19 protein-coding genes are annotated in these 20,795 nt (G+C 61.5%); 12 read left to right on the top strand and 7 right to left on the bottom strand.

Annotated elements, in window-relative coordinates:
* Positions 1–28: 28 nt before the first annotated feature.
* Positions 29–859 carry a heme ABC transporter ATP-binding protein gene (locus PW947_RS15870; RefSeq protein ID WP_299633281.1) on the top strand — a complete coding sequence of 277 codons (831 nt, stop codon included), beginning with the start codon at positions 29–31 and terminating at the stop codon, positions 857–859.
* Positions 860–902: 43 nt separating this feature from the next.
* Here the strand turns inward: PW947_RS15870 and PW947_RS15865 are convergent, their stop codons facing one another.
* The 4 genes from PW947_RS15865 to PW947_RS15850 form a co-directional block, all read right to left on the bottom strand.
* Positions 903–2,549, bottom strand: a complete 1,647-nt coding sequence (locus tag PW947_RS15865; RefSeq protein ID WP_299633280.1) for a tannase/feruloyl esterase family alpha/beta hydrolase — start codon at positions 2,547–2,549, stop codon at positions 903–905.
* A gap of 161 nt (positions 2,550–2,710) precedes the next feature.
* The gene (locus tag PW947_RS15860; protein ID WP_299633279.1) at positions 2,711–3,379 is read right to left on the bottom strand and encodes an O-methyltransferase; all 669 of its coding nucleotides are present in this window, start codon (positions 3,377–3,379) and stop codon (positions 2,711–2,713) included.
* 67 nt (positions 3,380–3,446) lie between these two features.
* Positions 3,447–4,694 (bottom strand): LysR family transcriptional regulator, encoded by a 1,248-nt coding sequence (locus tag PW947_RS15855; RefSeq protein ID WP_299633278.1) that lies wholly within the window; start codon positions 4,692–4,694, stop codon positions 3,447–3,449.
* A gap of 112 nt (positions 4,695–4,806) precedes the next feature.
* The gene (locus PW947_RS15850; protein WP_299633277.1) at positions 4,807–5,508 is read right to left on the bottom strand and encodes a GntR family transcriptional regulator; all 702 of its coding nucleotides are present in this window, start codon (positions 5,506–5,508) and stop codon (positions 4,807–4,809) included.
* Between the two features lie 401 nt (positions 5,509–5,909).
* Here PW947_RS15850 and PW947_RS15845 point away from each other — a divergent pair, with 401 nt between their 5' ends.
* The 5 genes from PW947_RS15845 (at position 5,910) to PW947_RS15825 (ending at position 10,569) form a co-directional block, all read left to right on the top strand.
* The gene (locus tag PW947_RS15845) at positions 5,910–6,755 is read left to right on the top strand and encodes a gallate dioxygenase (RefSeq protein WP_299633276.1); all 846 of its coding nucleotides are present in this window, start codon (positions 5,910–5,912) and stop codon (positions 6,753–6,755) included.
* The gene (locus PW947_RS15840) at positions 6,752–7,111 is read left to right on the top strand and encodes a protocatechuate 3,4-dioxygenase (protein ID WP_299633275.1); all 360 of its coding nucleotides are present in this window, start codon (positions 6,752–6,754) and stop codon (positions 7,109–7,111) included. Before PW947_RS15845 ends, PW947_RS15840 begins: the two co-directional genes overlap by 4 nt.
* A gap of 123 nt (positions 7,112–7,234) precedes the next feature.
* Positions 7,235–8,578 carry an MFS transporter gene (locus PW947_RS15835; RefSeq protein WP_299633274.1) on the top strand — a complete coding sequence of 448 codons (1,344 nt, stop codon included), beginning with the start codon at positions 7,235–7,237 and terminating at the stop codon, positions 8,576–8,578.
* A gap of 82 nt (positions 8,579–8,660) precedes the next feature.
* Positions 8,661–9,197 carry a hypothetical protein gene (locus PW947_RS15830; RefSeq protein ID WP_299633273.1) on the top strand — a complete coding sequence of 179 codons (537 nt, stop codon included), beginning with the start codon at positions 8,661–8,663 and terminating at the stop codon, positions 9,195–9,197.
* A 151-nt stretch (positions 9,198–9,348) separates the two neighbouring features.
* A complete protein-coding gene (locus tag PW947_RS15825; protein ID WP_299633272.1) occupies positions 9,349–10,569 on the top strand; it encodes a porin in 1,221 nt (406 codons plus the stop codon).
* Positions 10,570–10,709: 140 nt separating this feature from the next.
* On the opposite strand, the gene PW947_RS15820 is transcribed toward PW947_RS15825, so the two are convergent.
* From PW947_RS15820 to PW947_RS15810, 3 genes are all read right to left on the bottom strand, one after another.
* The gene (locus tag PW947_RS15820) at positions 10,710–10,850 is read right to left on the bottom strand and encodes a hypothetical protein (RefSeq protein WP_299633271.1); all 141 of its coding nucleotides are present in this window, start codon (positions 10,848–10,850) and stop codon (positions 10,710–10,712) included.
* A 225-nt stretch (positions 10,851–11,075) separates the two neighbouring features.
* Complete coding sequence (locus tag PW947_RS15815) at positions 11,076–11,858, bottom strand: aspartate/glutamate racemase family protein (protein ID WP_299633270.1); 783 nt, start codon at positions 11,856–11,858, stop codon at positions 11,076–11,078.
* Positions 11,837–12,862, bottom strand: a complete 1,026-nt coding sequence (locus PW947_RS15810; RefSeq protein ID WP_299633269.1) for an ABC transporter substrate-binding protein — start codon at positions 12,860–12,862, stop codon at positions 11,837–11,839. The genes PW947_RS15815 and PW947_RS15810 overlap by 22 nt, the downstream gene beginning before the upstream one ends.
* Before the next feature lie 353 nt (positions 12,863–13,215).
* Between PW947_RS15810 and PW947_RS15805 the strand changes: the two genes are divergently transcribed.
* From PW947_RS15805 to PW947_RS15780, 6 genes are all read left to right on the top strand, one after another.
* The gene (locus PW947_RS15805; protein WP_299633268.1) at positions 13,216–14,367 is read left to right on the top strand and encodes a porin; all 1,152 of its coding nucleotides are present in this window, start codon (positions 13,216–13,218) and stop codon (positions 14,365–14,367) included.
* Between the two features lie 177 nt (positions 14,368–14,544).
* A complete protein-coding gene (locus tag PW947_RS15800; protein WP_299633267.1) occupies positions 14,545–16,236 on the top strand; it encodes a thiamine pyrophosphate-dependent enzyme in 1,692 nt (563 codons plus the stop codon).
* Positions 16,237–16,288: 52 nt separating this feature from the next.
* Positions 16,289–17,770 carry an NAD(P)/FAD-dependent oxidoreductase gene (locus tag PW947_RS15795; RefSeq protein WP_299633266.1) on the top strand — a complete coding sequence of 494 codons (1,482 nt, stop codon included), beginning with the start codon at positions 16,289–16,291 and terminating at the stop codon, positions 17,768–17,770.
* A gap of 119 nt (positions 17,771–17,889) precedes the next feature.
* Positions 17,890–18,960 (top strand): ABC transporter substrate-binding protein, encoded by a 1,071-nt coding sequence (locus PW947_RS15790; RefSeq protein ID WP_299633265.1) that lies wholly within the window; start codon positions 17,890–17,892, stop codon positions 18,958–18,960.
* A 50-nt stretch (positions 18,961–19,010) separates the two neighbouring features.
* A complete protein-coding gene (locus PW947_RS15785) occupies positions 19,011–19,793 on the top strand; it encodes an ATP-binding cassette domain-containing protein (protein WP_299633331.1) in 783 nt (260 codons plus the stop codon).
* Complete coding sequence (locus tag PW947_RS15780; protein ID WP_299633264.1) at positions 19,790–20,704, top strand: ABC transporter permease; 915 nt, start codon at positions 19,790–19,792, stop codon at positions 20,702–20,704. The genes PW947_RS15785 and PW947_RS15780 overlap by 4 nt, the downstream gene beginning before the upstream one ends.
* Positions 20,705–20,795: the final 91 nt, after the last annotated feature.

Genomic DNA, 20,795 nt, shown 5'->3' with positions numbered 1-20,795 from the left:
CCAACGCAAAATAGTCGAGAGGGCGCGAATGCTCGAAGTCAAGGATGTCTGCGTGAGATACGGCGATCGTTCCGTTATCGATCACGTTTCGCTAGCGGTTCGGCCGGGCGAATTCACTGTCGTGCTTGGACGCAACGGTGCGGGTAAAAGTACTTTGCTCAAAGCGCTGGCCGGCGATTTCAGTATGCCGTCGATCCGCAAACTGTCCGGCTATAGCGGCACGACGCTGCTAAACGACGAACCCATTACATCGATTCCGGCGGACCGGCTCGCGCGCACGCGCGCGGTACTGTCGCAATCGTTTCAGAATACCTTTCCGATTCGCGTCGAAGAACTGGTTTCGATAGGACGCTATCCGCATCTGTCACGCGCCAGCCGTCGCTCGGGTCCTGACATCGTCATCGACGAAGTACTGGGTCTGGCCGGTGTGGCGCACCTTAAAACGCGTGACGTGACGACTTTGTCCGGTGGCGAACTGGCGCGCGCGCAGTTCGCCAGAACGCTGGCGCAACTCTGGCTGCCGCCTGACGCTGATAGCTTCGACAAGGCGCGACGTTTTCTGTTGCTCGACGAACCGACGGCCGCGCTCGATCTCGTGCATCAGCACAAGCTCTTTTCGACTGTGAAGGCGTTGACGCGGACATGGGGCATTGGCGCATTGGCGATCGCGCATGACTGCAATCTTGCCGCGCGCTATGCGGACCGAATGATTTTTCTGTCCGACGGACGATTGATTGCGGAAGGCGCCCCGCATCAAGTCGTCAATGAAGCCGTAATCGAGCAATGCTTCGGACTTCCCGTGCGCGTGGTCCGTGACGATGTCGACGGCACGCCGTATCTGATTCCGGCTTCACACTAAGAATCGCAGCGTCATCCGTATCGGACGGATGACGCTGCGTGCATCAGGACTTCGTGCAGTTAAAGCTCGATGCCGCATTGACGTCGCCCGTGCCGTTATAACGCGGCCATGCGGGATAGACGCACAGCGGGCGGCTTCTGTTCGCACCGCGATTACCGTCTGTGCCGATCAGCGTTTCGGGTGCTTTGCTTTCTGTTACCCATGCATCGAGTGCGCCAAGCGGATCCCATTGCAGCGAGAACACACCGCTACCATGACCCATGCCGGGCACCAGATAGAAACGCACGAATTCATCGAGCGAGTGCTGTCCGAATTGCGTGACCAGCCGGTCGTAGTAGTTGATCGTGTTGTACGGCGTGATCGAATCGTCGACCGTGCCGTGCATCATCAACAGTTTTCCGCCACGCGCTTTGAACGCCGAAATATCCGCACTCGACGTATTCAATACCGTTGAAGCGGCAACGATTTGCGACTGATACGCATCCGGCGTGAACGTGTCGATCGAATCGAGCTTAAGATCGCCCGTGAAAATGTAGCGCACCGTCGTATCGGAAATCTGATACTGGAACGCGTCGCCAAAGCGCGGCGGATGCGAAGGCGTTGCACTGCGGCCGAAATTATTGAAGTCGAAGGTAGCGCCTTCGAGGATCGGCCAGCGCGGATACGTCGTCTGTCCATCGGCCAATGCGAAGTTCAGCTTGAACGGCGAATTGAGTTTGCGCACTGTCGTAATCTGCGCATCGGACAAGCAGCTATTACCCGTATCCACGCCGCCGGGGCAACGCAGTGTCGATTTGAGCGTGTCGATCGTGAAGGCTTTTTCGCAGGCCGCCACGTTGCTGATGATGCCGTCCTTCACCCCGTCCAGCGCATCGCATGCCTGATAGACCGCATTGACGAGTGTTTTCGTTTTGGCGGGACTGATCCATCCTGCGCCCGAATTCGCATAGATCGCTTTCGACAACGCATTTGCGCCGAGGTGAATCATCGCCGGATCGTAAGCGGGGAATTGCGACACGACACCGTCGTAGTCTTGCGGAAAACGTTGAACGGCGATGAAGCCTTCATGGCCGCCTTGCGAGCCGCCAAGGAAATACGAGTGCGCGGGCCTGGCGCCGTAGCGCTTTTGCATCAGCGCAATCGCGACGTCATGCGTCTTCTTGATCTGGTCGCCGCCGAAGTTGTGAAATGCTTCGCTATTGGCGGCCCACGATGCATCGCCGAGTCCGGGCCCTTTGCTTTGATGGCCGGAATCGCTACCGTAGGTGACATAGCCTTGCGTGAGCGGTGTCGGCAAGTCGCGCGACGCGCCCATGTAGCCATGCAAGCCGCTGACGATCATACCGTCCAGTCCGAAGCCGCCAAGCTGCAATGCCTTGTGATTCCAGTTCGTCGGCAGATTGACTTCGAAGTTGATATCGGGTGCGCTCCGGTCGACCGGATGAATCGCGCCGAGTACCTTGCAAAATTCACCGTCGTCATTCGATTTGGCGTCGGCGCGCATCCATTGCGCCGATGTTATCGATGCACCGCCGGTCGGCAGGCCGATTGCTTCGGCGGGAACGGATAGCGTGTCGAGCGATGCGCAAGCGCTCGCTGCGGCGCTATTGTCGTGGCCCGCAAAGGCGCTTTGACACGCGCAGAAAATAGCCGTGGTTGCGAGCAGCGTGCGTAGAGAGTGTGTCTGCATTTTTCGTGGAGAAGCGCGTTGCCCTAAGTGATCGCGGGAGTGCCAACTATCCACGAATATAACGAACTTGCCGGATGCCGCTGTGTCGGCGCGTTACGTTCGCTTGCCGCGTCTTGGCAGATTGAAAGGCACCCGCTTAACGCGCACTCGCAAAGCCACGCCTATGCCGAGACCCGCGTTATCGAAAAGCCGTCCCAGCCTTTTGCGCCGACCGTTTGTACAGCGGTCGATTGCAGGCGCGGATTCGTGCCGAGCATGTCGAAGAACGTGTGAAGACCGACGACGTCAGGATCGGTGCCGGAGCGATCGGCGATGCGGCCACGGCGAATCACGTTGTCGCTGATAATCACGCTGCCTGGCCGGCACAACGCAAGCGACAACCGCAGATAGTCCGGATAGCTTTTCTTGTCGGCGTCGAGAAAGACCATATCGAACGGTTCGACCTTGTCGGCCAGCAGCGTTTCGAGACTCTGTTTCGCCGGACCGACCACCACCGACACCCGATTCGACACGTCCGCACGTTCGAGATTGCGCCGCGCGACGGCCGCATAGTCGGGATTGAGTTCGAGTGAAATCAGGCGGCCATCTTCAGGCAACGCGCGTGCGAGCCAGATCGTGCTGTATCCGCCCAAAGTGCCCACTTCGAGAATCCGGCGCGCGCCGTTCATCTGCGCCATCAGGTTCAGCATTTTTCCCTGATTCGGCGCAACGCCGATCGACGGCAGGCAGGCTGCTTCGCTGTCGGTCAATGCGGCATCGAGCGTAGCGTCGTCGGCCAGTAGCTTGCTGTTCAGATAGGCGTCTATGTCGGTCCACTGTGGCTGATTCATCGGCTTTCCTCTGTGATGGTGCGTTTGAGTGCGACATGCCCGCGATAGTTGTGCAGGCAACGTAGATTCAACTCTCGACCGTGCTCACCGTCCGCGTTACATCGACAACCGATAAACGGATCGCATCGATCAACGCGCGCGCCGCGGGCGAAGGCGTGCCAGCCGCCCGCACCGTCAAGCCGATATCGCGCCGCGTATTGTGCAATTTCACGTCGAGTACCGCGAGTTGGCCCGACTGGCATTCGTAGTGCAACTGCTGTGCGGACAGTGCCGCGACCATGTCGGTATTCAATAGCAGGCCGCGAATCACCGCGAGATCGGCGGTTTCGACCGTGGGCAGCGGCGGCTTGACCTTGATCCGCTTGAACTGCGTTTCGAACAGGCCGCGTGCCGGTGCATTGCTGCGCGGCAAGATCCATTGTGCATCGCGTAGATCCATGATGCTCAACTCTCGAACCCGCGTCAGCGGATGATCGTGGCGCACCAGCACGACCATATCTTCCGACATCAGGCGCTCGTTCTTGAGTCCGCTCGTCGCATCGTTGTCGCGCAGTGCACCGAGAATAAAATCGATATCGCCCGCGCGCAAACCCGCCACCAGCGCTTCATAAGCGCTTTCGTCCGTCACCACGCGCACGCCCGGGTTTTGCGCCGTCATTCGCGCGATGGCTTTCGGCAGGATCAGCGTGCGGCCAAGCGGCAATGCGCCGACCGTGACCGCGCCCTGAATGCTGCCGTGCAATGCGGCGATATCGTCGGGGACGTGGCGCAATTCGTTGAGCGCACGCCGCACGTGAAGCAGAAACGTCTCGCCTTCGGCGGTCAGCAGAATGCCGCGCGGACTGCGGTGAAACAGGCTTAGGCCGGAGCCGCTTTCGAGCACGCGAATCGCGGTACTCACCGCAGGCTGGCTGATGCCGAAGGTCTTGGCCGCACTCGGCATATGCCGGTGTCGCGCCAGTGCGATGAATAGTTGCAGCCGGCGGGTATTGAGCAGATACGCAGGTAATGCGCCTTCCACGGCCGGGCGTCGTCGCGTTTGCCGCGCCGAACACCACTGCGCGAGTTCTTCGAGTTCCGCAAAGATCCGGTCGCAACGTTGCAACACCGCGCGACCGACGGGCGTGGGCAACATCCCCGACGGTTTGCGATCGAACAGCGGTTCGCCCAGCGCCGATTCGAGTTCCTGCACCGAACGCGTCACCGCCGATTGCGCGCGAAATAGCGCGGCTGCCGCGCGCGTGGCGCTGCCGGTATCGGCGACCAGACGAAACGCGCGTAATTGCGCCAGATTCAGAAGTTCTTTGCTACTCACGGATGGGACGGCCAGGTTTGACGAAGCGAAATAGAGGCGAAAAATGGCATCAACGTATGCATGCGGAAATGCATGAATAAGCGTATGAACACACGCACACGCACATGTCCGTTCACGCCGCGCCCGCGATCAGATGCAGCGCCGGCAGCGACAGATTCAGACTTTCCTTCGAAATATGCGTGTGCTCTTTCATCAATGCTTCGACGCGCGCGCCTTCGCCTTTGAGCAATGCATCGGCGATCGCGTGATGTTGCCGGTGCGCGTACGACAGCATCAGAAACTGGCGCTCGCGCGCAGCTTCGTCGAAGGCGATCGTAAATGGCGATACGAACGGAATCTTGTCGTTCAGGCTTAATGCCGCACTGATGGCCGCGTTGCGCGCCGCATCGACGATCAGCGCATGGAAGCGGCCATTCATGTCCGCGTAGCGGACGTCGTCGCCTTCTTTCAGATGACCGTTGCCGAAAATTTCGTCGCCTTCGCGCAGACAGGACTGCAGCGCGGCAGCCAGTTCGACACCGACGCCATCTTCCGCAACCGAGCGCGCCGCGAGACCTTCGAGCACGCCGCGCACGTCGATCGCGTTCAGTACGTCGCGCACGCTGAAACGCCGCACCACGTAACCGCGCGCGCCGGAACGATCGAGCAGCCCCTCCGACGACAGCACACTCAACGCGTAACGCAGCGGCGTGCGCGACACGCCGAGCCACTGCGAGAGTTGCGCTTCCACGAGCCGCTGGCCGGGCGAGAGTTCACCGGAAAGAATCTTTTCCCGCAACGTCTGAACAATCGCTTGCTGGGTCGTCTCGTTCATGGTTATCCGCATCGGTCGATGGCTGCCAGTATAGCGACGCGTCAACGCTTGCACCACGCGGTTTCCACGGGCTTGCGACTTGTTTTCAGTGGCATCTGTTTTATTTATCGGCAAGTTCTACATCGACGCTGCGATATTCGGGCACTTTGCTCGCTCGGGATACCAAACGCGCCAGATGCCATGCGGCTTTCAGCGTTGCAAGACGGTCCGGAAATGCACCTTACAGGGCTTTACCGGCAATATTTATACGTTTCCATGGGGTTTTCCCGCACTGTCTGGAACGGTTCGCACTTTATATCTTTGTATCCCAAGAAGGTTGGGATCGCTGTGTCGTAGTTGGCAGCCACCCATCCGAACGGTGCGCAAGGTGCGCGCTGCATGAAGTGACGGAAGAGATCGAAATGGCAAGAATTATTGGCGGCATCGGTACGTCGCATGTACCGACGATTGGCATGGCATACGACAAGGGCAAACAGAACGAACCCGCATGGGCGCCGCTGTTTGCCGGATATGAACCGGTGGCCAAATGGCTGGCGGAGCGTAAGCCCGATGTGATGGTGATGTTCTACAACGATCACGCCAACAGCTTCTTTTTCGATTGCTATCCGACGTTCGCGCTCGGCGTGTCCGGCAACCACGAATTCGCCGACGAAGGCGCGGGCAAGCGTCCGCTGCCGGACATCGCCGGTCATCCGGATCTGGCGATTCATATCGCCGAACAACTGGTCAACGACGAGTTCGACCTGACCGTGTTCCAGGACCGTCCGCTCGATCACGGCTGTAATTCGCCGCTGTCGCTGATGCTGCCGCATCAGGGCGGCTGGCCGATGGCGCTGGTGCCGATGGAAGTCAACGTGTTGCAGTATCCGCTGCCGACCGCGAACCGCTGCTACCGGCTGGGTCAGGCGATGCGCCGCGCGATCGAATCGTTCGATCAGGATCTGGACGTGGTGGTGGTGGGCACCGGCGGTCTGTCGCATCAGGTACATGGCGAACGCAGCGGCTTCAACAACACCGACTGGGACATGGAGTTTCTCGATCTGATCGTGAACGATCCGCAACGTCTCGCGGCGATGAAGCACGTCGATTACGTGCGTCTCGGTGGCGCGGAAAGCGTCGAAACGATCATGTGGCTCGCAATGCGCGGCGCGCTTGGTTCGAAGATTCGCGAACTGCACCGCAGCTACTACCTCGCAACCAGCACTGCGATGGCTGTGACGATCTACGAAGACGAGGTGTCGGCATGAATCCGCAACTGATCGGCGTCGAGGAATTGACGGGCACGTACCCGTTCGATATCCGTCAGAGCATGAAGGCGATGCGCCTGAACCGCTTCTTCTGGATGATGCGTGAAGCGCCTGCGCGCACGCGCTGGCTCGAAGAACGTCAAGCTGCATACGACCTCGCCAAACTGACCGAGGAAGAGCGCACGCTGGTCGATAACACCGACTGGCTCGGTCTCGTGCAGTACGGCGTGTGCTTCTTCGTGCTGGAAAAATTCGCGCGCGTGGTGAAGATCACCAACCTCGGAATGTACGCCAGCATGCGCGGTGAAACGCTTGAAGCGTTTCTGAAGACGCGCAAGGTACCTGATGCGGTTTAAGCGCTAACGCGTGAAGAACGGCGTGTCGCTACGCCGTTTCTCTAGCGGCTTCTTCTTTTCATACCAATGAACCTGGGTCCGACAGAGACCCCGGGCGGGACACTGTTTTCTCTGGAGACACGTATGCAACTGGCGGAATCGGTCGATATCAAGGCGTTTATCGACGCTCGCAAGGTGTCGGCATATCAATGGCTGGTGCTGCTTCTGTGCTTCGTGATCGTGATGATGGATGGTCTCGACACGGCGGTGATGGGCTTCGTCGCCCCGGTCATCATGCACGACTGGAACGTGAGCCGCGCCGCATTCGGCCCGGTGATGAGCGCCGCGATGGTCGGCCTCGCGATCGGCGCGCTGACTGCGGGCCCGATCTCCGATCGCATCGGCCGCAAGAAAGTGCTGATGGCGTCGGTGTTTTGCTTCGGCCTGTTCAGCTTGCTGTGCGCATTCGCCGAAACGCCGCTGCAACTCGTGATCCTGCGCTTCCTGACCGGCCTCGGTCTCGGCGCGGCCATGCCTAATTCCACCACCTTGCTGTCCGAATACGTGCCGTCGCGCAGCCGCTCGCTGCTGCTGACGATCATGTTCACCGGCTTCAACTTCGGTTCGGGCGCGGGCGGTTTCATCGCGGCTTCGCTGATTCCGCACTTCGGCTGGCGCGCAGTGTTCATGTTCGGCGGCATCCTGCCGATCGTCAGCATTCCGTTGCTGCTGTGGCTGCTGCCCGAATCCGCGCGTCTGATGCTGGTTCGCAAGATGCCGGTCGAACGCATCGCCGCGACGCTCGGCCGTGTCTGTGGACACCGTTTTGCCAACGACGTGCGCTTCACGTCGCCGGAACCGGTGATCGTGGCCAAGGCGCCGGTCCGGATGCTGTTCGCCGACGGCTACGCCGCCAGCACGCTGATGCTGTGGGTGACGTACTTCATGGGCCTGCTGATCATCTATCTGCTGACCGGCTGGCTGCCGACGCTGATCAAGGACGCTGGCTTGCCCGTCGAGCGCGCCGCGGCGATTACCGGTCTGTTCCAGTTGGGCGGCACGGTAGGCGCAATCGCGGTGGGCTTCGCGATGGACCGCCTCGACCGCAATGCCGTGATCGGCATCGCGTATCTGCTTGGCGGCGTCTTTATCTTCGCCTTGGGCATGGGCACGCTGCAGTCGACCCTGTTGCCGGTTCTGGTGACCTGTGCGGGCTTCTTCATGAGCGGCGCACAAACCGGCCTGAACGCACTCGCGCCGAGCTGCTACCCGACCCGCGCCCGTGCCACCGGCGTGAGCTGGATGCTCGGCTTCGGACGACTCGGCGGCATTCTCGGATCGCTGGTCGGTGGCGCGTTGCTGTCGATGGGCTTCAGCTTCGCCACGGTGTTCTCGGTGCTCGCCGTGCCGGCCCTGATCGCCGCCGTCGCGATCCTGATGAACCGTCTCGCGCTGCGCTTCATTACCAGCCCGGTGGCCGACGCCTGATACGGTTTTCGCAGTCTTGCATCACGGACGACGCGCATCCCGCGCGCCGTCCGCCCGATCCAACGTATCGAGGAGAGCGGACATGAGCGGCAATTTCAGCGTGAGCGGCAATCGTAGCGGCCTTGCGGCCAACTTTCCGGATTCGCCGGGTCTTGTGGCGGTTCTGCGAGCAGGCGTCGCAGGCGGGCTGCTCGGCGCGGTCGCGATCTGGATTTACGAAGCGGTGGTGTGGGTCGGCGCGCAGCATTTGATGCCGCTCGCGGGGATTCCACGCAACGCGACCGGACTGGTGTTCGGCAAGGCGTTTCAGGAGTCGATCGGGATCTGGGCCTACGTGCTCGGGACCTGCATTCACTTCGCGTTCGCCATCGGTTGGGGCGTGCTGTTCGCGGCGGTCTGGCCGTCGTTGCGCCGACGCGGTTACGAAGCCACGTTCGTCGCGCTGTTTTATGCGGTGATCGCATGGATCGTCATGCATGTGGCGATCATGATCGCGTCGACCAACCATCCGAATTACTACGATCCGGCTGTGATCATCGGCGGCTTCATGTCTCACTTCTTCTTCACGGTTCCGCTGGCCTTGACGGTCAGACGGATGCTGGCGACGACCCCACGGTAAAGCCGCGCCGCCAGCTTCGACGACGTCCGCGCAGCGACCTGCTGCGCCGGTATGTCACCCCTGTACGAACACCCGCAGACCGGCACGCAATGATGCCGCCGGACTGCTGTTGCCTGATTTTCACCACACTAGAACGATGGAGGCTTGGAGTATGAAAAGAACCACAAAACGCGTTGAGACCGCATTGCTGGGTGCAGCACTGGTCGCGTCCGCACCGGCATTCGCGCAAAGCAGCGTGACCTTGTACGGGATCGTCGATAACGGCTTTTCCTATACGAATAACGTGGGATCGCTCGGCGCGAACTCCGGTGGGAAATCCGTCGTGAAGATGGCGCAGGGCGTGTGGGCGGGTAGCCGCTTCGGCCTGAAAGGCTCGGAAGATCTCGGTGGCGACACCAAGGCAATTTTCCAACTGGAATCCGGCTTTAATTCCGCGACCGGCGCGCAGCAATACACGAATGCGATGTTCGGCCGTCAGGCTTGGGTCGGTGTGACCAATTCCACGTACGGTACGTTGACGGCAGGTCGCCAGTACGCGTCGTATTACCAGATGATGTCGGCGTACAGCCCGACCACGTGGGTCACCGGCTACTACGGCGCGCATCCGGGCGATATCGACGGTCTCGACACGATCTATCGGATGAACAACACCCTCGAATACACGTCGGCGAAAATCTACGGCCTCACGTTCAGCGGCTCGTATTCGATGGGCGGTGTGGCGGGCAGCGTGAATCGCGGTTCGACGTGGGCGACCGGCCTGCAATACGCGGTGGGTCCGATCGGTTTCGCGGTGGCGTTCTCGCGCATCAACAACTCGGCGGTCGGCGGCGGCGCATGGGGCTCGGATTCGACCACCAGCAACGGCGGCTCGGAAATCGGCGTATCGGCGCTGACGAACGGCTATCAGACGGCGCAGGCGCAGCAGCGTTTCGCAGTCGGCGGCGGCTACAAGTTCAACAGCGCGTGGGACGTGACGGCGACCTACACGAACGTGCAGTACATTCCGGGCACGCAATCGAAGTTCCACGACACGGCGATCTTCAACACGGCAGGCGCCGTGCTGCACTGGAAGCCGGCGGTTGCATGGGATTTCGGCGCAGGCTACAGCTACACGCGTGCGACCAAGGCCAACGGTATCCAGGACAGCGCGGAATACCAGCAGTTCAACCTGTCCCAGTACTACTCGCTGTCCAAGCGCACCGGTCTGTACGCGCTTGAAGCGTATCAGCACGCGAGCGGCAAGACGCTCGGCACCAACGGTGCGGGATCGATCATCGATGCAACCGCGACGCTCGGCGACGGCTACAACTCGACGCCGTCGTCGTCGAGCAGCCAGGTGGCTGTCGGTGTGGGGATTATTCACCGCTTCTGATACCGGGCCGGTTTCAGATTTGCCCGGCGCGAACGGTCGCAGACGATCCGTTCGCGTTTCAAGCTCACGTCAGGCGGCGCCCGCCGTCTGACGTTTCGCCGCTGATATTCTGTCGCTGCGGCGAACAACGATGTGCCGGCCTAGTGACAGCCGATCGCGCACACGACGGTGGAAATCGCACCCACCACGCCGACACCCACGCCCAATCCAAACGTTTCCAGCGTTGTCGCGCATCCGCCCAGACTGCACGCCGCTACCATTGCAATGGCAATCAGAGACATGCGAACGCCGACTCTCCGATTACTGTGATCCTTCATGTTTCGCGCCCCTTCGTTGATTGACCAGCCAGACCCCTACAGTGACGGAATTCTAGCCACGCGAAGGGCGTCGCCAAGCGGCGATCAACTAGCGAAACGGCGATCTGCTTACACGATATTTCCCGGCGAAAAGAGTTGACGATAAGCGGAGATAGAGTCGCGATTGCGACGAAATAGCAGCGCGTAGCGTCAGTAGGGCCGCGGACGCAATCCCGCGCGAAACCATTCGACCATCGAAACGATATCGAACACGGGTACGTTGAAACGTTCTGCAATCAAAGCGGAATAGGGCGCGAAATTACTGCACTCGCTGACGATCGCGCCGACCTCCGGATGACGCGACAGCAAACGTGACGCGCACGCAAGTACATCGTTCGCCTGTTCGTCGAAACTGACTTTCAATGCATTACCCAGGTTGTTCTGCAGAAAGCGGCTGTCGTCGGACAAGCCGGCGACGGGCAAATCGGCGGGCGCACGCGCGGCCAGCAGATGCGCAGACGTCAACGACGCCTCGCGCGCGGTCAGCACGCCGACCTTTTGCCGCGCAGGCAACAGGCTCGCCACCGACGGAATCTGCAACAGGCTCGACGTCGCGACCGGCACCGGACACCGCTCCGCGAGCGCCTGCTGGAACGACACGAGAAAGCCGCAACTGGTCGTAATGCCATCGACACCAAGCGTCGCCAGCTCTTTCGCCGCATCGACGAAGCGGTCGAGCAGCGGCGCGGCCGCAACCGGATCGCCACCGGTCGCCGCCATCACGTCCGGTCCGCTGACCCCTTTCAGCAGCCCGTATTGCACCGGGAAACGCCATGTCGCGCCGTGGCCGATATCGCCGGGCAAGCGCTGAAAACCGGTATCGAGCATCAGAATGCCGATGCTCACGCCGTGAATCGTGCGGCGGCGTTCGGGCGTGTCGTGAAAGTCGGGTGAAGCGGAACGGGTCATGGTCAGTTGACGAAACAGTTGCATTGATCGAGCGTGGCGGGCAGCGGCAAGCCCAGCTCTTTCAGCTTGCGGCGATTGATCAGCGCGACGTAATCGCCGGGTACCGCGCGATACGTCGGCAGTGTGGCGGGCTTTGCGCCATGCAGCATCTGCACCGCGAGGTCCGCCGCGTGCGCGCCTTGCGATTCGTATGAAGGTGCATACGCGACCGCGATGATATCGCCCTTGCGAATCAGTTCGTGCTCCGCGCTGAGGATCGGGATATGCATCCGGTCCGTGACAGACGCCACCGCCGGCAGTGCCGATTGCACGAGATTCGAGCCGATCGCATAGAAGAAGTCCACGCCTTGCATCGTGCCCGCGCGCTGCGGCACGTCAACGGTCGAATCGACCGAGTTCGCGACCATCGTCATGCCGGCCTTGTCGGCGGCGGCTTTCAGGCTTGCCACGGCCGCGACGTCGTTCACTTCGCCGGCGTTGTAGAGCACGCCGAAACGCGTGGCCTTCGGAAACACCTGTTTCGCAAAGCTCAGCACGGCGTCGTAATTGGTCGCGCTCGACGTGCCGGTGATGTGCGACGAACCATGCTGCCAGTCCGGCACGATGCCCGCCTTGACCGGATCGGTGATCTGCGAAAACACCAGCGGAATGCTCGTGTCGTTCACGTTCCGCACGGCCGCTTGCGCGACCGGCGTGGTGATCGTCAGGATCAGCGCCGGATGCTGCGACAGGATTTGCGCAAGCGATTGCGGAATCAGGCTCGGCGTGAAATTCGCGTCGCTGTAAGCGTAGCGCACGGTTTTGCCTTCCACGTAACCGTCCTTTTCCATCTGCTGTTTGAAACCGGCGATCGTCCGCGAAAGCGCCGGATGCGGCCCGAAGTTCGCGATTCCGACGACGATAGGCGCGGGCGCGTCGGCGGCCAGCGCCGCGTTGCTGGCGCCGCATGCGGCAGCGACGGCGGCCAGCGCCGCCAATGCCGCGCCGATACGGCGGACATGCAGGGCAATCGGAGGATGGAAAGTCATATCGGGCTGCCTGAAATGAACGGTTGAAGAAGTCCCGATTGTCTTCAAGCGCGACGGGCGCGCCCATCCCGACAAAATAAACAGTTCCGATCCCCTATCAAATCGGACGTGTCGCTGCCGCGACCCAACGAAGCGCCATTCCCGGCCCGTTGGAAAGGTCAAATGTACCCGCTCTAGTCAAGCGATTCTCAGATAGAGGAATTCGGTTCTAACTATTTTGAGCCGATTGTCACGATGTCCCGCGCTTTTTAGTCTTCGTCCTGGCGTTGCATTCAAGCATCGGCGCGCTACTGATCTCGTGACCCAGGCTGCTGTCGGGCCTGTCATCTGGCGTATCAACCGGACCTTTTTAAATGAAACGAATTTGTTCCGCAGTATTGCTTCTTTCGGTGGCGGCGGCCGCCCAGGCGCAAAGCGCCTCCGGTTCCAGCGTCACGCTGTACGGCGTGTTGATGGAAGGGTTGATCTACTCGAACAACTCGCTTAAAGGCCCGTCGATCGGGACCGCGAACGGCCCGAGCCGTTGGGGTGTGCGCGGTGTCGAAGACCTCGGCGGCGGTACGCGCACGCTGTTCGTGCTCGAAGGCGGTTTCAATCCGAATACGGGCACGGCCGCGCAAGGCAGCCGTGAATTCGGTCGTCAGGCGTACGTGGGCTTGCAGAACGAGACCTTCGGTACGCTGACCTTCGGCCGTCAGTACGATTTGACGCAGGACTGGCTCGCGCAGTATTCGTCGCCGCTGATGTGGAACGGCTACACGGCAACCGTCGGCGACAACAACAACTTCAACTATCAGTTCCGCACCAACAACGCAGTGAAGTACGTGTCGCCGTCGTATCGCGGTTTGCAGGCGGGGATGCTGTACAGCTTCGGCGGTGTGGCGGGCAGCTTCGGCAATCAGAGCGCACTCGGCTTCGGTCTGAACTATGCGCAAGGTCCGTTGAAACTGTCGGCGGCGTATATGCGGATGAATCATCCGGCGTCGGCTGCGAGCGAAGGCTTGTGGACGACCTCGCAGTTCGCCTCGATCTCCGCGAATTCGCCGACCTTGTCGTACGCGATCGCGCCGTCGAGCATGGAGTTGTACGGCGCAGGCGGTTCGTATGCGATCACCAAGACCACGTCGGTCGCGATGGTCGTCACGCATAGCCGCTTCGACGATCTCGGCGTCGCGCAACTCGGCCTGACGCACGGTCGCGCCAGCTACACCAACATCGAGGCGAATGCGAGCCACTTCTTCACGCCCGCATTCCAGTCCGCGTTCGATTACGTGTACACGCTCGGCAAGGTCGAGCCGACCGATTTCTCGCCGAAGTATCACCAGTTCTCGCTGATCAACAACTACTTCCTGTCGAAGCGGACCGCGTTGTATCTGACCGGCATTTTCCAGCTTGCGGCAGGCGACGCGCAACACGCCAATATTGAATACGCAAGCGGCAGTGGCGGTGCGTCGGCAAGCAAACGTCAGGTCGCAATTACTGCGGGTATTTTTCACCGGTTCTAATGGAGCCTGACGACGCCGTTCGATGGCGCGTCACATCGCGCAATCGACATGGGTTGCGCGATGCGGTGTTCGGGACGCGCGCTTCACTGCGCGCGTCCCCGTAATGAATCTGGAGTGAGTGTGAGTGCGAATGTCGTTTTAAACGCGGATAGCGGCGCGGTGGAACGGGGCGATCCGATGCCTCGCAGCGGCGCCGAAATTCTCGCGGATGCATTACGTGGCTTCGGCGTACCGATGGTCAGCCTGATTCCGGGCGAAGGCATTCTGGAACTGGTCGATGCGCTCGCCGTGCGCGCGCCGTCGATCCGGCTGGCGAGTTTCCGGCACGAAGCGGGGATGGCGTACGCGGCGCAAGCCGCCGGTCAACTGAGCGGCGTGCCGGGCATCTGTCTCGCCGCGCGCGCGCCCGGCGCGCTGAACACGACGCTGGCGATCCACACCGCATACACCGACAGCGCGCCGATGATCATGGTGATCGGCCAGGCGAGCATGGACGTGTCGGGTCGCGAAGCGATGCTGAACGCCGACGACTTCCAGCGCGTGTTCGGGCCGTTGACGAAGTGGGTCGGCGTGATCGATTCGCCTGCGCGGATCGGCGAGATGCTGTCGCGCGCATGGCACGTCGCGCTGTCGGGACGACGCGGACCGGTGGTGCTGGTGATGCCGGAAAACGTCGCGCAGCAACGCGTCGTGGTGCGCGATCCGCTGTTGCCGAAGTTGCCGCAACCCGCGATATCGACTGCGGACATGGCGACGTTTCGCGAGCGCGTGACGCATGCGAAGCAGCCTGTGCTGGTGGCCGGCGGCACCGGATGGACCGACGCGTCGCTGCGTTCGCTGACTGCGCTGGCCGCGCGCCACGTGATCCCCGTTGCCACCACATATCGCCGCCGCGACCTGATCGATCACGACGACGCGGGCTTTATCGGCGAGATCGGCCTGGGCGTCGATCCAGCGCTGGCAAAGCGCATCGCCGATGCCGATCTGCTGATCGTTCTCAACGGCCGTCTGGGCGAACTGAACACGGTCGGCGCGGGCTCGTTCAAGGGCTTCACGTTGCTCGATCCGGCGCGCGAAACGGGCGGCGACGCGATGCATCTCGTGCATTTGCATGCGGACGCAAACGAAATCAACACCGTGTATCGCGCCGATCTTGCCGTGCAGGTCGAACCGAACGGTTTCGTCGCATCGTGGCTCGACGCCACGTCGACATCCGACGATAGCGCATGGATCGCGCCTGCGGTGCGCGATGCGCGCACGCAATGGCGCGACGATGCGCGCCGTGACCGCCTGCGGTTTATCGAAAGCGGCCGCTGCGAAGGCCCAGTCGATCTGCGGGCAATTTACGCGACGCTCGATGCCGCGTTGCAACCCGACGCGGTTGTGACGTCGGGCGCGGGATCGTACGCAGTCTGGCCGCAGCGCTATCTGAAGCATCGCCGGTACGGCACCCAGCTCGGCCCGAAAAGCGGCGCGATGGGCTATGGACTGTCGGCGGCGATCGGCGCTGCGCTGACGCTCGGCCCTGACCGTCAAGTGGTGGCGATCGCGGGCGACGGCTGTCTGATGATGCACGCGGAAGAGCTCGAAACGGCCGTGCGGCTGCGCATCTCGCTGCTGCTGATCGTCGTCAACAACTGCTCGTACGGCGCGATCGACGGTGCGCAACGCCGCATGTTCGGACGCGCGACGGGCACAGCGCTCGGCGCAATCGACTTCGCCGCGTTCGCCCGCTCGTTCGGCGCCGATGGCGTCACCGTCACCGACACGGCCGGCTTCGCGCCCGCGTTGCAACGCGCGCTCGACGCGCCCGGCGTCAAGCTGATCGAACTGCGCGTGCCGTCGTCGGTCGGCAAGCCGCTGTCGTGACGCGTCTCTTACATGACTCTCACATGACATCGATGACACTCGTCATTACGCAATGAACTCTTCGAAAGATCATCACGCAATTGGCTCGCAGGACGGCATTCCCAACCAGTGGCAACCGGTGTCGTCGATGCCGCAACGGGTCGCCGTGGTCGGCGCGGGCATTGCCGGTCTGACCGCTGCATACCGGCTCAAACAGGCGGGCATGGACGTCACCGTGTTCGAGGCGCAGCCTGTGGTCGGCGGACGGATGGGCGACCGGAAAGTCGGCGATATCGCATTCAACAGCGGCGCGCGGCTCGTGTATCCGTTCGGCAAGTCGTTCAACCGGCTGATCGCGGATCTGTCGCTCGACGACATCCTCGTGCCGCTGAAAAACCTCACCGCGCAATGCGTCGCGCCATCCGGAAGCCGTCACACGATCGAACTGATGCCGTCCGCGCGTTCGCTGGCGACGCCCGGTTTGCGACTCACCGAGCGCCTCGCGATGATTCGCCACGCCGTACAGATGCGCGCGCTCAAAAGCCGCGTCGATCCCGATTGGGCGATCTCGGCGCTCGGCGTCGATGCCACCTTCGATCAGATGACGCTGGCCGCGTACACGCGTGATCGCGTGGGCCCGAACGTGCTGAAGAATATCGTCGAACCGGTGTTTCGGGCCACGCGCAGTTTTAATCCGGAGACGCTGTCGGCGCTGTTTTATCTGACCACGGTGCCGCATCTGATCGGCGAGGACACGGTCTATACGCTGAAGGGCGGAATGGGCCGCGTGTGTCATGCGCTGGCGGCGCAACTGACAGTGCGAACGGGCGTGCGGGTCGCGTCGATCGAGCGTCACGGTGCATCCGGTACCGCGAACGACACGCAGACGCCGCACTCGCCGTGGACGCAACCGGACATGACGCTGACTCTGGATCACGGCGAAGTGCTGCACTTCGATCATATCGTCTGCGCAGTCGAAGGCTCGCTTGCGAGGCAACTGGTCAAGCGTCCGCTCGAACCCGAGCGCGCGATGCTCGACAGCGTGCACTACAACGCGCTCGGCGTGGTCCATTACGGCTTCGCCGGCCCGCTGCCGCCGATGATGAACTTCGCGACGCGCGACACGCCCAGCCGGATCGCGACGTACCAGCAGTTGCCGGCCGCACCGTCGCAAGGACGTCCGCTGACGCAGATCTACTGCCAGCTCACGCCCGAAGCCGCCGACGAAGCCCGTGAGCGCGGCCTCACCGACAACCTCGACGCGCTGTTGCGCGACGAGTTGCGCGCCCGCATTCCGGATTTCGACGCGCAGGTGCTGAGCGTCGTCAATCAGTGGATTCCGCACAAGCTGCCGGTGTTCTCGCCGGGCTACGGCGCCCGTTTGCAGGCGTTCTGGCAGTGGCAGGAAGGCCCGGCGCGCGTGGTCGATCGTCCGGTGGTGTATTGCGGCGACTGGACCGCCCAGGCGCTGTTGACGGGCGCATGCGCGAGCGGCGAACGCGCCGCGCGGATCGTGCTCGAACGCGCGTCGAAACGCATGGTGCAGCGCGCATAAAACTAGGCAAAGCGTCGGATCTTTTAGCGAAACGGCAGTAGCTCGCCGTCGAATAAATTCAGCGCTGGCATCGATGCTACAAAGTCGTCATGCCAATCCGCTCAACAGGACATTCTGCAATGACGTTATTTCTTGGCCTTGTACAAACAGGGGTTCAACCTGATGCACAACCGGACATCCAGACGCGCATCAAGGCGCGTTTCGTGTCGGCGATGCGTGGCGCGCTGACTGTCGGCGCGGCGCTCGCGTTCAGTCTCGGCGGGTTGCCGGCATCGGCGAAAACGCCGGCCGTGACGACCATCGGCATCGCCAGTCTCGGTCCGCATCCGTCGCTGGCGAAAACGATTCAGGGCTTCAAGGACGAGATGACGAAGGAAGGCTACGTGGATGGCAAGAACGTCGATTACACGTACAGCGACGCGAATTTCACGCAGGCGCTGATGCCGCAAATGTTCTCGCAGATCCTGTCGAAGCATCCGGCGATGATCCTGACCGTGACCACATCCGTTTCGCAAGTGGCGCGCGCGGCTGTCACGGATCACAAGTTGCCGCTGATTTTCACTGAAGTCACCGACCCCGTCGCCGCCGGTCTCGTGCCGGACTGGCAGCACGGCAGCGACCGGTTTACCGGTTCGTCCGACCTGCAGAACTTCGACGCGGTACTCGACTTCGCGAAGCGGGCGTTTCCGGGCGTGAAATCGTTCGGCACGCTGTACAACCCCGGCGAAGCGAACGACGTCGTCACGACCCATGCGCTGGCCGACGCTGCCAAACGCGCCGGGCTCGAATTCAAGCCGGTCAGCGTCGACAGCGTCAACGATATCGAACAGCGCGCGCAAATGCTGAAGGGCGTGGGCTTCGTCTACATCACCGGTTCGAACCTCGTGCAATCCGCGATTCCCGCTGTGGCCGCGAGCATGTTGCGAATGAAAGTGCCGGTGCTCAGCTCGGAAACCGAAGCGATCAAGAAGGGCATGGCGACCGCGTCGTATGCGGTGTCGCTGGAGTCGGTCGGCGCGAATGCGGCAAAACAGGCAGTGCGCGTGCTGAAGGGCGAATCGACTGCCACGTTGCCGGTATTGAAACCTGCGCCGACGGATTACGTGACGTCGCTGAGCAAAACCCAGTTTGCGAAACTGGGACTGACGATTCCCAAAAGTTTCGAGGACTGCAAATGCTTCATCAATTGAGCGGCCGGAATCCGGCCAGGGTCACGACGATGCGTGAAAAACACATTCCGATGCTGTCGGTCGAGCAGGTCGGCAAGACCTTCCATGCGGGCACGGTGGACGAGCGCGTCGCGCTGACCGACGTGTCGCTGAAACTGGCCGCAGGCGATTTCGCCGTGGTGGTGGGCGGCAACGGCGCGGGCAAATCGACGTTTCTGAACATGCTCGCGGGCGAAGTCATTCCGGATACCGGCGTGATCGCCATCGACGGCAGCGATATCACGTCACTCCCGACGCACCGGCGCGCAAAGCATATCGCGCGCGTGTTTCAGGACCCGTCGATCGGGACGGCGGCGGCGTTGAGTCTGGAGGAAAACCTCGCCGTGGCGAATCTGCGCGGGCTCAAACGCAGCTTCGGGCTCGGTCTGACACGCGCGCAATCGAAGGAATTTCATGACCGGCTCGCATCGTTCGATCTCGGTCTGGAAAAGCGCCTCAAAGCGAAGGCGTCGTTGTTGTCGGGCGGTCAGCGGCAGGCGTTGTCGTTGCTGATGGCGGTGTTGCAGCGTCCGCAATTGCTGTTGCTCGACGAGCATACCGCCGCGCTCGATCCGCGCACCGCCGCCATCGTGATGCGCGTGACCGAGCAGGTCGTGCGCGAAGCGAATCTGACCACGCTGATGGTCACGCACAACATGCAGCACGCGCTCGACTACGGCAACCGTCTGGTGATGATGCGCGACGGTCGTATCGTCGGCGATCTGAGCGGCGAAGCGAAGCGCACGATGACGATGGAAAAGCTGATGGCGACTTTCAACGAAGAGCCCGCAATGGCAAAGACGGTGAACGCATGAATACTTTGAGCGGTTTTATCGGCCTCGTGCCGGTCGGCATGATGCAGGGCCTGACCTATGCATTGATTGCGATTGCAATCATGATTCCGTTCCGGATTCTGAACTTCTCGGACATGACGGGCGAGGGCGCGTTCCCGTTCGGCGCATGCGTGTGCGCGAAGCTGTTGATGGTCGGATTAAACCCGGTGATGGCATTACTTGGCGGTGCGCTGGCCGGTTTCGTCGCGGGTCTGGTGACGGGGTATATCCACGAGAAAGCGAAAATCAACACGTTGCTGTGCGGGATTCTCGTGCTGTCGATGCTGTACTCGGTGAATATTCGCGTGATGGGTCAACCGAATTCGGCGCTGTTCGCTTTCCCGAGTATTTTCTCGTGGTTGCCGGAAGACGGCGGCGGTTATTTGCCGCGCATCCTGATGCTGGGCGCGATCGATATCGCAATCGGCGCGATGGTGCTGTGGTTCCTCGGCACGCAGCACGGTCTCGCGATGCGCGCGATCGGTTCGAGCCCGTCGATGGCGAAAGCGCAAGGCATCAACGTCAAGGTGTACACGCTGGTCGGCCTGGGTCTTGCGAACATGTTCGCGGCGCTCGGTGGCGCGATGCTGGCGCAAAACCAGGGTTTCGCCGACGTCAACATGGGCTTCGGCGTGCTGGTCAACGGGCTTGCCGCGTTGTTGCTCGGTGAAGCGGTGATCGGCAATCGCTCGATGACGCGTCAGGTGATTGCGCCCGTGCTCGGTTCGATCATCTATTTCCAGCTGATTTCCGCAGTGCTGGCGATCGGCTTCCAGCCTTCGGATCTCAAACTGGTGACGGCGCTGTTCGTGTTGCTGACCTTGCTGTCGATGGCTACGCGCAAGAAGCGCGGTGCGGGCGGCCGCAAAAAAGTGAGCATGGCAACGAGCTAGTGCGGACATGACGCCAGCTTGAAAAAGCTCCGGACTGAAGAGTCCGGAGCTTTTTGCTTTTCGGATGTCATCGCCTGTTTCAACGATTAAA

The organism is Paraburkholderia sp. (assembly GCF_028283785.1).
GTDB lineage: Bacteria > Pseudomonadota > Gammaproteobacteria > Burkholderiales > Burkholderiaceae > Paraburkholderia.
Note: the sequence above shows the minus strand (reverse complement) of the source record. Positions and strands in the feature narration are given on the sequence as shown.